Below are 13,758 nucleotides of genomic sequence, written 5' to 3' on the forward strand. Positions count from 1 at the left end.
ACATAATGCGAAAGATTTGCATTATGTGTAAAGGGTTGTGCCTGTAAATATTTCTTATTCACTCGAGCGGATCGCTGTCTTTCGACGACGTCCGTAAGAAATTTCCGATGACGGGGCCGGCGAGGATCAGACGATGGAAGCCTTGATGCGCTCCGCCTGCTTCAGGTAAAGGCCCAACTCCCGCGCGGGCAGGGGTTTGCTGTAGTAGTAACCCTGGCCTTCATGGCAGCCCTCGGAAATGATGTACGCCTCCTGCTCGATAGTCTCGACACCTTCGGCAATGACCTGCATGCCCAGGCTCTTGCCCAGTTGGATGATGGCGCGAACGATTGTTGCATCGTCTTCGTCATCGAGCAGGTCCTGGACGAAGCTCTTGTCGATCTTGATCTTGTCCAGCGGCAGGCTCTTGAGATAACTCAGCGATGAGTAGCCAGTGCCGAAATCGTCAATGGCGATCAGCGCGCCGGAACGGCGCAGGCTCAGCAAATGCTGGGCAGCGGTGGTGATGTCCTCCATCAGGCCGGTCTCGGTGACTTCCAGCTCCAGGCTGCGCGGCGGCAGACGGTACATCTGCAGGAAGTTGTTCACCACCCTGGGCAACTCGGCGTGGTGCAGCTGCACGGTGGACAGGTTGACCGCCATGCGCAGGTCGACGAAGCCCTGGTCATGCCAGTCGCGCAGCTGCTTGCAAGCCTGGTCCAGGACCCATTCGCCGATCGCGATGATCGTGCCGTTCTGCTCGGCCAGAGGAATGAACAGGTCTGGCGGCACGAAACCGTGTTCGGGATGGTTCCAGCGAATCAGCGCTTCGGTGCCCACCACGCGCAGGTCGCGATAGCTGATCTGCGGCTGGTACACCAGGGTGAACTGCTCGCGCGACAGGGCTTCGCGCAGGTCCTTTTCCAATTCGCGACGGCGGCGCATCTCGCTGTCGACGCTGGCAATGTAGAACTGATAACGATTGCGCGAGCGGGTCTTGGCCAGGGTCATGGTCTGCTCGGCTTTTTGCAGCAGCTTTTCGGTGCTGTCGCCGTCTTCAGGAAACAAGGTGATGCCAATGGTCGCCCTCAGGCGGATCTCCTGGTCGTCCAGCGCGAACGGCGCTTCCAGGTCGTCAAGAATGCTCTGGGCCAGTTCGGCGGCTTCGTAGGGTTGCTCGATATCGGCCTGGACCAGCGCAAACTGGTCGCCGCCCAGTCGCGCCAATGCGCCGAGGCGTCCGCTGTGGGCGCGCAGCCGATCGGCCAGGGCAAGCAGCAGCTGGTCACCGGTCTGGTAGCTGAACTGTTCGTTGATGCTCTTGAAATCATCCAGCCCCACGCACAGCACCGCGACGCGACGTTGCAGACGTCCGGCATCCACGAGGATCTTGTCCAGTTGCTGTTGCAGTTGCTGGCGATTGGGCAGGCCGGTCAGGAAATCGTACTGGGCCATGCGCAGCAGGCTGTTTTCAGCCTCGTGGCGCAGGTGGGTGTTGCGCTCGATGGAGGCCAGCAATTGATTGGCGGTGTTGATCCACAGGCCCAGTTCGTTGTGCTCGTGACCCCTTAGCTGCGGGATCTTGTGGGCACTGGGGCGGTCCGGGTTTATTTCGGTCAGGTGCTGGATGATTCGCGACAGCGGCTTGGTCAACAGCCAGTGGTAGACCAGGTACAGCACCAGGCCCATGGCCAGAGCCCGCAGCATTCCGGAAATGAAGATGATGACCGAACTGACGATAAAGCCCTGGCCATAGGTGGCGGTGTCGAGCGTGATGCTCAGGTCGCCATAATATTCACTGTAGGGGCCGCGGCCCACCAGTTGCGTGGTGAAGGTCCGCTCCTGGCCCAGTATCAGGTCGGTCAGCCAGCGGCTTTCAGACTTCTGCAGAGGCCGGGTTTTTTCGGCCAGCATGGTTTCGCGCGGATGCCCGATGGACGCCATGCGCACGGCTTCATCTTGGAACAGGCCTTCGATCACCTGCATGCCCATCTCGCGGTCCAGGCTATAGACCGCCTGGGTGGACGGGTCGCGGAACATATCGAGGATGCGCTGGGCGTCGTCGGCGACGGCCCGGTTGGTTTTGTAGGCGTCGAATACGATCTGGGCGCAGCTCAAAACCATGCCAACGATCAACGCCGAGAGGAGCACGACCCGGAGCAACTTCACAGACAAGCTGTTTTTGAGTTCCAGCTTCAAAGAGGGATTCCTTGTTCCGTGCGGGTAGCGTCAAGATGCCATGAGTATTGGCAATCCTGTGATGTCAGTCAAAGGGACAATCAAACACAAGGGATTTCGCCTGAAACCTGGCCGTTATACGGTGTTTGCAGAGTGATGACTCTACGACCATTGTTTCGGTTGGAAGGGCCTGCAACTTGAGGCTAGGCGGGATTTTTATTGGTTTTTCGGACGCGAGGTCATTTACCTGGGGCGATATTGCTTGATCACCGCGAAGCTTGCCGAGGGGCAAGCTCGCTCGCGCAGAGCAATCCAAGTCTAAAAAAAAACGGCGCTTTCCCGTCGGAAAAGCGCCGTTTTTCAAGACATCACAGCTTAGGCAGTAAAGGTCTTGCCTTCGAACTGCTGAGCCACGAACTCCCAGTTCACCAGGTTCCAGAACGCCTCGACGTATTTTGGACGCACGTTACGGTAGTCGATGTAGTAGGCGTGCTCCCAGACGTCGCAGGTCAGCAGCGGGGTGTCGCCGCTGGTCAGCGGGTTGCCGGCGCCGATGGTGCTGGCCAGGGCCAGGGAACCGTCAGCCTTTTTCACCAGCCAGCCCCAACCGGAACCGAAGGTGCCGATGGACGTCTTGCTGAATTCTTCCTTGAACTTGTCGAACGAACCGAAGGCAGCATTGATGGCTTCAGCCAGCGCGCCGGTAGGTTGGCCGCCGCCGTTAGGCGTCAGGCAGTTCCAGTAGAAGGTGTGGTTCCAGACCTGAGCGGCGTTGTTGAAGATACCGCCCGAGGAAGTCTTGACGATTTCTTCCAGGGTCTTGCCTTCGAACTCGGTGCCAGGCACCAGGTTGTTCAGGTTCACGACATAGGTGTTGTGGTGCTTGTCGTGGTGGTATTCCAGCGTTTCTTTGGAGATGTGTGGCGCCAGTGCGTCGTGTGGGTACGGCAGCGGCGGCAATTCGAAAGCCATGGTGATTCTCCTAATCAGGTCAGTTGCGGTGAGCGCAAGGCCGATCACGGGCGGCCAGACTAGCGCCGGGGAGTTTGTACTCTTTGCGGCGCAGGAGTCGGATCATAGCACCGGGGGTGCGGCATAACCACGCAACAACTGTGTGGAATAGAGGTTCCAGAGCGGTTTGGAATATCAGCCCGACACGATCAGTTGCGCTGCTACCGTGAACATCATCACGGCCACCAGCAGGTCCAGGACGCGCCAGGTCGCAGGGCGGGCCAGCCAGGGAGCGAGCCACGCGGCACCCAGGGCCAACGTGGAAAACCACAGCAGCGAAGCACTGGCCGCGCCCACGACATAGGCGCCAGGCACGCTCTGCTGGGCACCGAGAGAGCCGATCAGCAACACTGTGTCGAGGTAGACGTGAGGGTTGAGCAGCGTGACCGCCAGCGCGCTCAGCAGCACGGTTCGCAGAGACCGCGCGACCTGCTTTTCATCCCGCTCCAGACTTTGCCTCGAACAGGCCCGACGCAGCGCCTGGCTGCCGTACCAAAGCAAGAACGCAGCGCCGCCCCAGCGAGCGATAGAAAGCAACAATGGGCTCTGGGCCAGCAGCGTTGCCAGGCCGAACACCCCGGCGGCGACCAGCAGCGCATCACAGGCGATGCACAGCGCAGCCACCGGCAGGTGATGCTCGCGGCGCAGGCTCTGGGCCAGCACGAACGCGTTCTGCGCGCCGATCGCCATGATCAACCCAAGGGCCACCAGCAGCCCGTTTACATAGCTTTGCCACATAACGTTGTCACTCCAGGAGTTCGCAAATTGCTGGCCATTCTCCGGGGTGCGGGGGTATAAGAAAAACAAATCATGCTGATCGGCCATAAGGAAAACTGATGTTCGATTACAAACTGCTCTCCGCCCTGGCGAGCGTTGTCGAGCAAGCTGGCTTCGAGCGAGCCGCGCAGGTGCTGGGATTGTCGCAGTCGGCCATCTCCCAGCGGATAAAGCTACTCGAAGCGCGGGTCGGCCAGCCCGTGCTGGTGCGCGCCACGCCTCCGACGCCCACGGAAATCGGCCGTCGCCTGCTCAACCATGTACAACAGGTGCGTTTGCTGGAGCGCGACCTGCAAAGCCTGGTGCCGGCGCTGGACGAAGAGGGCCTGCCGGAGCGCCTGCGCATTGCGCTGAACGCCGACAGCCTGGCCACATGGTGGGCCAGCGCGGTGGGGACATTCTGTGCCGAGCAGCATGTGTTGCTCGATTTAGTGGTGGAGGACCAGACCGTAGGCCTCAAGCGCATGCGCGCCGGAGAGGTCGCCGCTTGTCTTTGCGCCAGTGAGCGCCCGGTGGCCGGCGCCCGCAGCGTGTTGCTGGGGGCCATGCGCTACCGGGCGCTCGCCAGCCCCGCCTTCATTGCCCGGCATTTCCCCGGCGGGGTGCGCGCCGATCTACTGGCTCGCACACCTGCCCTGGTGTTCGGCCCGGATGATTTCCTGCAACACCGGTATCTGGCTTCCCTCGGCGTCGAAGGCGGATTCGAACACCATTTATGCCCATCATCCGAAGGTTTCCTTCGCCTTATCGAGGCGGGGCTTGGCTGGGGTTTGGTGCCCGAGCTGCAGGTTCGCGATGCACTGGGCAGAGGCGAACTGGTGGAATTACTCGCAGATAAGCCGATTGACGTGCCGCTGTACTGGCATCATTGGCGCAATGGCGGGCAGCTGCTCGGTTTGTTGACCGAGCAGCTGGTCGCGGCGGCAGGCAGCACGCTGCATGGGGTGAACTGATGCAGCTGGCTTGTGGCACGAAACTGATTTAGGAGCATTTCATGAAAATTCTGGTCACCGGCGCAAGCGGCTTCATTGGCGGACGCTTTGCGCGTTTCGCCCTGGAGCAAGGCCTGGATGTTCGGGTCAATGGCCGCCGGCCTGAAAACGTCCAGCACCTGGTGACGCGCGGCGCCGAGTTCATCGAGGGCGATCTGGGCGACCCGATGTTGGCCCGGGACCTGTGTCGCGATGTCGACGCCGTGGTGCATTGCGCCGGCTCGGTGGGGTTATGGGGACGCTACCAGGACTTTCACCAAGGCAATGTCCAGCTCACCGAGAACATCGTCGAGGCTTGTCTGAAGCAGAAGGTCCGGCGACTGGTTCACCTCTCTTCGCCCTCGATCTACTTCGATGGTCGTGACCACTTGGGATTGACCGAAGAACAGGTGCCCAAACGTTTCAAGCATCCCTACGCCGCTACCAAATACCTGGCCGAACAGAAAGTCTTCGGTGCTCAGGAGTTCGGTTTGGAAGTGCTGGCCCTGCGCCCGCGATTCGTCACCGGTGCCGGCGACATGAGCATTTTCCCGCGGCTGCTTAAAATGCAGCGCAAGGGACGCCTGGCGATTGTTGGCAACGGCTTGAACAAAGTGGATTTCACCAGCGTACAGAACCTCAACGAAGCGCTGCTCAGCAGCCTGCTGGCCACCGATTCGGCCTTGGGCAAGGCTTATAACATCAGCAATGGCGCGCCTGTCCCGCTGTGGGATGTGGTCAATTATGTGATGCGGCAGATGGAAGTCCCGCAGGTCAGGCGTTACCGCTCCTATGGACTGGCCTACAGCGTTGCGGCCATGAACGAAGGTCTTTGCGCAATCTGGCCCGGACGGCCTGAACCGACGCTGTCACGCCTGGGCATGCAGGTGATGAGCAGGAATTTCACCCTGGATATCGACCGGGCACGGCACTGTCTGGATTATGATCCGAAGGTCAGCCTCTGGGCCGCCCTCGATGAATTCTGCGCCTGGTGGCGCGTCCAGCATGGCCGCTGATCGCCCCGTCATGAACCGAGTGCCCGGTTCGGGGTCAATGGGTGCGGCGGGCGAGGGGGTTATACTCGCCGCATCGAGTCACCACCGATTTCCCAAAGGTTGAACCCATGCCCACGCGTAACGATGCCAACGACGACTTCGACGATGTACCGAGCCTGCGGATGCGGGCGGACATCCCCGATGACGATGACTTCCTGAGCAATCGCCCGCCCCACGTGCAGGCGCGTCCGGCGTCCGTTGCGGCGGCGAAGGTCAAGGCACCGAGCACCGGGCCGCTGTGGGCCTTGGTCGGAGCCTTGCTGTGCGCGCTGGCCTTCCTGGCGTGGTGGAGTTTCCAGCAGATTTCCCTGATGGAACAGCAATTGGTGGCCACCCAGGAAAGCTTCGCCCGCATCAGCGAGGATGCGGCCGGGCGCTTGCAGGACATTTCCGGCAAGGTGGTCGCCGGACAGTCCAATGTCATGAGCGACAGTGAAGCCTTGAAACTGCAGATCAGACAGTTGGAAAACAAGATGCAAGAGCAGGGCCGCCAGTTCGACGGCAAGCTGCAGGAACAATATAAAGCGCTGCAAGGCGCCTTCGGCCCGTCCGCCGACCTGGACACGCAACTGGCCAAGATGATCACCCAGGCTTCGCAGCAGGAAAACACCAACACCCAGCTGCAAGCGGCCAACAAGGAACTCCAGGCTCAGGTCAAGGCGTTGGCGGCGGAAGTGTCGGCCTTGAAGAACCAAGGCGAGGGTGGTGCCCTGGATGCGCAGCTCAAGAGCATCGGTGCGGACATCACGGCTTTGAAACGAGCCACTTCTAACTCGGCCATCGAGCGTTTGGAGCAGGACATGGTCGTGCTCAAGAGCCAACAGGAAAACCGTTCCGGCAACACCGCCGAGTTCGATGCCTTCCGCGGCCAGGTCACCCGCAACATCAACACTTTGCAATCGCAGATCCAGTACCTGCAACAGCAACTGAGCAACCGATCTCAGTAACGAACCCTGTGGGAGCGAGCGTGCTCGCCCCCACACGGAAACGAAAGCCCAGCCGTAATTACCCCGCCACCAGCACCCGAATTGCCTCCAACCGCAACGCAGCCTTCTCCAACATCGCCAACCCTTGCTCACGCTGCTGGCGCAAAGCCTCCAGCTCGCTGTCCCGCACGGTTGGGTTGACCGCTTGCAGCGCGGTCAAGCGTGCCAGCTCTTCTTCGGTATCAGCCGCCAGGCGACGTTGGGCCTCGGCCACGCGCTCGGCATGGCGTGGGATGATTTTCTGTTCGCCGGCATTGATCCGCGGCGCGAGTTGGTCGCGCTGGGCCTGGATGAACTTGTTGGCGCTGGCGCGTGGCACGCTTTCGAGCTGGTCGTTCAGGGTTTCGAAAGAGACCCGGGCCGCCAGGTCGTTGCCGTTGGCGTCCAGCAGGCAGCGCAGGGCCGCTGGTGGCAGGTAGCGGCCCAGCTGCAGCGAACGCGGGGCGACCACTTCGCTGACATAGAGCAGTTCCAGCAGCACGGTGCCGGGTTTGAGTGCCTTGTTCTTGATCAGCGCTACGGCCGTGTTGCCCATGGAGCCCGACAGCACCAGGTCCATGCCGCCTTGCACCATCGGGTGCTCCCAGGTGATGAATTGCATGTCCTCGCGAGACAGCGCCTGGTTGCGGTCGTAGGTGATGGTCACGCCTTCGTCGTCGCCCAAGGGGAAACTGGCGTCGAGCATTTTCTCGCTCGGCTTGAGGATCAGCGCGTTGTCTGAATGGTCCTCGCTGTCGATACCGAAGGCGTCGAACAAGGTCTCCATGTAGATCGGCAGGGCAAACTGGTCATCCTGTTCGAGAATGGCTTCCACCAGCGCATCACCTTCACCCGCGCCGCCGGAATTGAGCTCCAGCAGGCGATCGCGGCCGGTATGCAGCTCGGCTTCCAGGCGCTCGCGCTCCACGCGGGCCTCGTCGATCAGCGCTTGCCAGTCGCCATCGTCGGCTTCTTCGAGCAATGGCAGCAGGCGCGGGCCGAACTGATGCTGCAAGGCGTTACCGGTCGGGCAGGTGTTGAGAAACGCATTCAGGGCTTCGTGATACCACTGGAACAGCCGGGCCTGCGGGCTGGTTTCCAGGTAGGGCACGTGCAGCTCGATGGTGTGTTTCTGGCCGATCCGGTCCAGGCGGCCGATCCGTTGTTCCAGCAGGTCCGGGTGCGATGGCAGGTCGAACAGCACCAGGTGATGGGCAAACTGGAAGTTACGACCTTCGCTGCCGATTTCCGAGCAGATCAGCACCTGGGCGCCAAACTCTTCATCGGCGAAGTAAGCGGCCGCGCGGTCGCGCTCCAGAATGTTCATGCCTTCGTGGAACACCGTGGCAGGGATGCCGGAGCGCACGCGCAGGGCGTCTTCCAGGTCCATGGCGGTTTCCGCGTGGGCGCAGATCACCAGAACCTTGGTGCGCTTGAGCATTTTCAACTGGTCGATCAGCCATTCGACGCGCGGGTCGAATTTCCACCAGCGCTCTTCTTCGCTGGCGTCCGGCTGGGCCTGGAAGCTGACTTCCGGGTACAGCTCGGCATGATCGCCCAGCGGCAGTTCCAGGTATTCGTCCGGGCATGGCAAAGGATAAGCGTGCAGCTTGCGCTCCGGGAAGCCTTGCACGGCGGCGCGGGTATTGCGGAACAGCACGCGGCCAGTGCCATGTCGGTCGAGCAATTCACGAACCAGGCGGGCGCTGGCTTCGATGTCGCCATCGTTGACAGCCGTCAGCAGCGCTTCGCCCTCGTTACCCAGGAAACCGTGGATGGTCTGGTGGGCTTCGGGCGACAGGCGCCCTTTGTCCAACAACTCCTGAACGGCTTCGGCGACCGGGCGATAGTTCTCGCTTTCGGCACGGAAGGCCTGCAGATCATGGAAACGGTTCGGGTCCAGCAGGCGCAGACGGGCGAAGTGGCTGTCCTGTCCCAGTTGCTCAGGTGTCGCGGTCAGCAGCAGTACGCCGGGAATGGTTTCGGCAAGTTGCTCCACCAGCGCGTATTGAGGGCTGACATGGTCTTCGTGCCACACCAGGTGATGGGCTTCGTCGACAACCATCAGGTCCCATCCGGCGGCAAACAGCGCGTCCTGGGCCTTCTCGTCGTCTACCAGCCATTCCAGCGCCACCAGCGCCAGTTGGGTGTCTTCGAAGGGGTTGCTGGCATCGCTTTCAATGAAGCGTTCTTCGTCGAACAGCGCCACCTGCAGGTTGAAGCGCCGGCGCATTTCCACCAGCCATTGGTGCTGGAGGTTTTCCGGGACCAGGATCAGGATGCGGCTGGCGCGCCCGGAAAGCAGTTGGCGGTGGATGATCAGGCCGGCTTCGATGGTCTTGCCCAGGCCCACTTCGTCTGCCAGCAGTACCCGTGGCGCAATGCGGTCAGCCACTTCACGGGCGATGTGCAGTTGGTGGGCGATCGGTTGGGCGCGGACGCCACCCAGGCCCCAAAGCGGGGACTGCAATTGGCGGCTGGTATGTTCCAGCGTGTGGTAGCGCAGGGAAAACCAGGCCAGTGGGTCGATCTGGCCGGCGAACAGGCGGTCGCTGGCCAAGCGGAACTGGATGAAGTTCGACAGCTGGGTTTCGGGCAGCGTGACGACTTCGTTCTGGCCGTCAAGGCCGTGGTAGACCAACAGTCCATCGACGTCGTCGACTTCGCGCACGGTCATTTTCCAGCCTTCGAAGTGAGTGATCACGTCGCCCGGCGAAAACCGTACGCGGGTCAAGGGCGCATTCCGTAGCGCGTACTGGCGAGTGTCGCCAGTGGCCGGATAGAGCACGGTCAACAAGCGGCCGTCCTGTGCCAGAACGGTGCCTAAACCCAGCTCGGCTTCGCTGTCACTGATCCAGCGTTGCCCCGGTTGATACTGCTGCGCCATGCTGCCTGACTCCCGCCGTGAAAAAGCCGGCTATCTTAACGGAATGAGCCGCCAGACCAAAGGATTTACGCACATCTGCCAGGCCTCGCGTGGGCGTTCCCCGTCAACCTGGCCAAGGGAACTTAAACGGGTTGCGCGATCAAACAAGCTTGTGGGCTGGCAGGGCGCAATGCCAACCAGGTCACAAGTTTCGGACCAGCGGTTCAAGCTGTCCCTGCCACAGCCGACAACCTGAAGACAGGAGACCTTTATGTTGCCACCCATGCTTCCCTTGAGCGCCGTACCCGTTACCGCGCAGCAGGATCCTATCCGGCCGCGACCGGATATTCCGCCCGTGGTCCCTGTTCAGGAAAGCTCCAGCGAAAGCACCATCGACCTGCAAAAGCGCGATCCTGAAGAAACCGCGTTGTTGCTGCGCGAGGAACAGCGCCGCCAGCAGGAGCGGGAAAGGCGTCGCCGTGAAGCCGATGAAGACCCCGACGAACATTTGGCGGTGCCGGGCACCGAGCTGAACGCCGACAACACCGTACCGGTCGTACCGCTGGTGGAAGGGGAGTCGCGCCAAGGCCTGTGGGTCGATATCCAGATCTGATCCAAGCCCGCCGAGACGGCCGGGCTGGTCAACGCAGGAAGCAGCCCGCATCATGGGCGCATCCGAACTCACCGTATGATGCCGAAACACCATGAGCCAAGAAGACAAGCTGATTGACCTGGGCGCTGAGCGCGCCAAGCGCGTTCACGACCTCAACGAAAAACGCCTCAATGAAGTTCGCCAGGCTTTCGAGCAGGCCATGCCGCTGGGCAAGCCAAAGAAAAAACCGAAAAACAAACCGAAAAAGCGCTGAGCTCCCCTCGATTCATTGATCCAAATCAATTATTCCCTCTTCATTTCGCTCCGTCGCGAGCGGTATTGATTCCGGTCAATTTTCATCCAGGCCCGATTGGTTAACTTGGCTCCAACGAAACAGGGGCAAGACCAGGAGGCCAGTCATGTTTATCGATAATGTGGTGTTTGCCGGTGTGTTGACGGTCGGCCTCATGTTCGTGTTTTTCGCAGGTTTTGGATTATTCATCTGGAAAGATGCGCACAAGCGCAAGAAGCCGTAGGCCTTTTCAGCGACAACGAGCACGCAAGGCATTTTGGGCGACTTCGGTCGCCCTTTTTTTTGGCAAATGTTCCGGTTTCACATAAAACCATTTTGGGAGCGTGCTTGCTCGCGATAGCGGTATGCCTGTAGATACCTGTGTTGGCTAACCCACCGCCATCGCGAGCAAGCTCGCTCCCACAGGTGGCTGGGCATAAAAAAAGGTGCGAACCGCAAGGAACGCACCTTTTTTCATGACTGCCAGAGACTCAGCCGCTGATGGCCTTGGACGCCAGCCAGAACAGCGCCGCCGACAGGGCCACCGTTGCCGGCAAGGTCAGCACCCAGGCCAGCAGGATGGTCTTCACCGTGCCGCCTTGCAGGCCGCTCTTGTTGGCGACCATGGTGCCCGCCACGCCGGAAGACAGTACATGGGTGGTGGAAACCGGCAGGCTGAAGACGTTCGCCGCGCCAATCATGCAAGCGGTGGTGATCTGGGCCGACATGCCTTGGGCGTAGGTCATGCCTTGCTTGCCGATCTTCTCGCCGATGGTCAGTACCACGCGCTTCCAGCCGACCATGGTGCCCAGGCCCAGCGCCAGGGCAACCGCCAGGATCACCCAGAACGGCGCGTATTCGGTGGTCGCGGTCAGGTCTTTGCGCAGCTTGTTCAGGTCGTCTTTCTCACGAGCCGCCAGGCCCGGCAGCTTGCCGACCTTTTTCGCCGTGTCGTCCAGGCAGAGCAGGTAGCGACGCACTTCGATACGGCTTTCCGAAGGCAGCGAGTGGTAGTCCGCCACGCCTTTGAGCGTATCGAGCAGCGCGTTGATGGTCGGTTCGGTCTGTTGCGGGTTGCAACGGAATTTCTCCGGCAGATCGCCTTCGACACTCTTGCCCAAGGCCAGGAATTCGCCGAGGGATTCACTGTTGCGCTTGTAGAACTGGCTCAAGTGCAGGGTCGCGTCGCGGGTACGCTCGATCTGGTAGGTCGTGCTGTTCAGGTCGAGTACGAACTGCGCGGGGACGATCCCGATCAGCACCAGCATGATCAGGCCGATGCCTTTCTGGCCGTCGTTGGAACCGTGGACGAAGCTGACGGCCATGGCGGAAATCACCAGCACCAGGCGGTTCCAGAATGGCGGGTGTTTCTTGTCGTCGATCTTGCGGCGCTGTTCCGGCGTCTTGTGCATCTTCGACAACGGACGCCACCATTTCAGGCCGATCAACACCAGGGCGGCGATCAGGAAGCCGGCCATGGGCGAGAACACCAGGGAAGCACCGATGTCGATTGCCTTCTGCCAATTCACGCCATCGCGCAGCGCAATGTCATTGATCAATGCGTTGGCCAGGCCGACGCCAAGGATCGAGCCGATCAGGGTGTGGGAGCTGGAGGCCGGGATACCGAAGTACCACGTGCCCAGGTTCCAGGTGATGGCCGCCGCGAGCAGTGAGAACACCATGGCCAACCCGTGGCCGGTGTTCACGTTGATCAACAGTTCCACGGGCAGCAAGTGCACGATGGCATACGCCACCCCCACACCGCCCAGCAACACGCCGAGGAAATTGAACACACCGGAAAAGAACACCGCCAGGTGAGGCGGCATGGCTTTGGTGTAGATAACAGTGGCAACCGCGTTAGCGGTGTCATGAAAGCCGTTGATGAACTCGAAGGCGAGGACAAAAGCCAGGGCGAGCAAGAGGCTCACGAGCACCCAAGCATCCAGTCCGCTGAATAAATCGATCATGAAGGTTTTCTGACCCGGTCATAAGGGGGCGCGATTATGCCAGAAAACCTCGCAAATCGATGCATTGCCTGCTCATCGGTAACAATCTTCTGCTAAGCGACCGGGGTGCCGGCTGTCTTTTTCGAGGGGCGCCAGGAGGCTGCAAGCCTTTGTTTACAAGGATCAAAGCTCTGTTGGCGTGTTCGCCTCGCGCCGGGATCGTCGGAAGAAAAAAACTGAAGGACGAGCAGTCGTTACGGTTACCCGACCGATGGCTGGTGAGTTGAAGCGGCCCGCTTTTGGCGGGCGTCCGCTGTTGTCCGGCCTGGGTGGCGACCGGACACGGCCCGTAACAACATCAAGTGCGCAACGTCATCCTTCTTCGGACTTGAGCTCTTTTTCCATCTTTTGAAGTTCCTGGCTGAAAGCCTGGTCCTGGACGGTGGCGCGTTTGCGCCAAGGTTTGCGTTCCGGTTCGGGTTGCGCGGCGTAGGTGGTGATTTCCCCGCCGTAGACTTCCTTGTAACGTTGTTCCTGGCGCTCAAGTTCAGCGCGCAGTTCTTCTTTCGTCACAGTATTACCTAATGAATTGAAAATTAATCTGGTGATACGCACTGCATGCAGTCATGCAGACGGCCACGGCACCAGAGCTGACAGCTGACGTAGCATCAGGGCTTCGGGTTATTGCCGATACAGAGGAAGCGGTCATCGATGCTTCACGCACCGGTTGCCGACATGACAGTTAGAACTGTCGTGCCCGCGGACGGGACTGGCCGATTGGCCGCGCCGTCACTGAGCGCATTATAGCGGTCCATCTGAATAACACTATCGCTAAAGTTAAAACGTTCGGTTGCCTTGTGTGAACCAATGTTTGTATGTGCAAGTTGTGTCAACAGAGTTTCAAGACGTACCACAAGTTCAATATTGAGCCTCGTTTGTTGCAACCCGTCACGGCCCATCTTTGTTATTTCCATACCCGAGTGGGCGATGTTAGGAGCATGGCCAGATGAAGAGCTGATGCATGGATTGCGATTATCGGCCGCCAGTTCGATAATCGAACGGTCTTGATCGCCAGGTGCTTGTCTGTCGGCCGGGCAGCCGCTTGTAATAGTCGTCAATTTCTGAG

At 60.3% G+C, this 13,758-nt stretch carries 13 protein-coding genes; 6 read left to right on the forward strand and 7 right to left on the reverse strand.

All coding sequences use genetic code 11. The features are described 5' to 3' along the window. Window positions 1-126 precede the first annotated feature (126 nt). From M1D68_RS06415 to M1D68_RS06425, 3 genes are all read right to left on the reverse strand, one after another. Window positions 127-2,178, reverse strand: coding sequence for a putative bifunctional diguanylate cyclase/phosphodiesterase (locus tag M1D68_RS06415; RefSeq protein ID WP_420764426.1), 2,052 nt, complete (start codon window positions 2,176-2,178; stop codon window positions 127-129). Window positions 2,179-2,532: 354 nt separating this feature from the next. Beyond that, a complete protein-coding gene (locus M1D68_RS06420) occupies window positions 2,533-3,129 on the reverse strand; it encodes a superoxide dismutase (RefSeq protein ID WP_420764427.1) in 597 nt (198 codons plus the stop codon). Between the two features lie 174 nt (window positions 3,130-3,303). Continuing rightward, window positions 3,304-3,906, reverse strand: a complete 603-nt coding sequence (locus tag M1D68_RS06425) for a LysE/ArgO family amino acid transporter (RefSeq protein WP_434562704.1) — start codon at window positions 3,904-3,906, stop codon at window positions 3,304-3,306. A gap of 98 nt (window positions 3,907-4,004) precedes the next feature. Here M1D68_RS06425 and M1D68_RS06430 point away from each other — a divergent pair, with 98 nt between their 5' ends. The 3 genes from M1D68_RS06430 to M1D68_RS06440 all read left to right on the forward strand — a co-directional run bounded on the left by M1D68_RS06430 (window position 4,005) and on the right by M1D68_RS06440 (window position 6,918). Beyond that, on the forward strand, window positions 4,005-4,898 hold the full coding sequence (locus M1D68_RS06430) for a LysR family transcriptional regulator ArgP (protein WP_434562706.1): 894 nt from the start codon (window positions 4,005-4,007) through the stop codon (window positions 4,896-4,898). A gap of 41 nt (window positions 4,899-4,939) precedes the next feature. Next, window positions 4,940-5,932, forward strand: a complete 993-nt coding sequence (locus M1D68_RS06435; RefSeq protein WP_420764430.1) for an NAD-dependent epimerase/dehydratase family protein — start codon at window positions 4,940-4,942, stop codon at window positions 5,930-5,932. Window positions 5,933-6,039: 107 nt separating this feature from the next. After that, complete coding sequence (locus M1D68_RS06440; protein ID WP_420764431.1) at window positions 6,040-6,918, forward strand: ATPase; 879 nt, start codon at window positions 6,040-6,042, stop codon at window positions 6,916-6,918. A gap of 58 nt (window positions 6,919-6,976) precedes the next feature. Here M1D68_RS06440 and rapA read toward each other — a convergent pair whose 3' ends face one another. After that, window positions 6,977-9,823, reverse strand: coding sequence for an RNA polymerase-associated protein RapA (rapA, locus tag M1D68_RS06445; RefSeq protein WP_420764432.1), 2,847 nt, complete (start codon window positions 9,821-9,823; stop codon window positions 6,977-6,979). A gap of 250 nt (window positions 9,824-10,073) precedes the next feature. Here rapA and M1D68_RS06450 point away from each other — a divergent pair, with 250 nt between their 5' ends. From M1D68_RS06450 to ccoM, 3 genes are all read left to right on the forward strand, one after another. After that, window positions 10,074-10,415, forward strand: coding sequence for an aspartate-semialdehyde dehydrogenase (locus M1D68_RS06450; protein WP_420764433.1), 342 nt, complete (start codon window positions 10,074-10,076; stop codon window positions 10,413-10,415). Window positions 10,416-10,506: 91 nt separating this feature from the next. Then, window positions 10,507-10,668, forward strand: a complete 162-nt coding sequence (locus M1D68_RS06455) for a hypothetical protein (protein ID WP_305496283.1) — start codon at window positions 10,507-10,509, stop codon at window positions 10,666-10,668. A gap of 145 nt (window positions 10,669-10,813) precedes the next feature. Beyond that, a complete protein-coding gene (ccoM, locus tag M1D68_RS06460) occupies window positions 10,814-10,930 on the forward strand; it encodes a cytochrome c oxidase subunit CcoM (RefSeq protein ID WP_030139315.1) in 117 nt (38 codons plus the stop codon). Between the two features lie 247 nt (window positions 10,931-11,177). Here the strand turns inward: ccoM and M1D68_RS06465 are convergent, their stop codons facing one another. From M1D68_RS06465 to M1D68_RS06475, 3 genes are all read right to left on the reverse strand, one after another. After that, window positions 11,178-12,653, reverse strand: coding sequence for an inorganic phosphate transporter (locus M1D68_RS06465; protein WP_420764435.1), 1,476 nt, complete (start codon window positions 12,651-12,653; stop codon window positions 11,178-11,180). A gap of 351 nt (window positions 12,654-13,004) precedes the next feature. Then, the gene (locus M1D68_RS06470) at window positions 13,005-13,205 is read right to left on the reverse strand and encodes a hypothetical protein (RefSeq protein WP_420764436.1); all 201 of its coding nucleotides are present in this window, start codon (window positions 13,203-13,205) and stop codon (window positions 13,005-13,007) included. A 143-nt stretch (window positions 13,206-13,348) separates the two neighbouring features. Then, window positions 13,349-13,750, reverse strand: a complete 402-nt coding sequence (locus tag M1D68_RS06475) for a hypothetical protein (protein WP_457969698.1) — start codon at window positions 13,748-13,750, stop codon at window positions 13,349-13,351. Window positions 13,751-13,758 lie beyond the last annotated feature (8 nt).

The organism is Pseudomonas sp. R4-84, assembly GCF_054130985.1.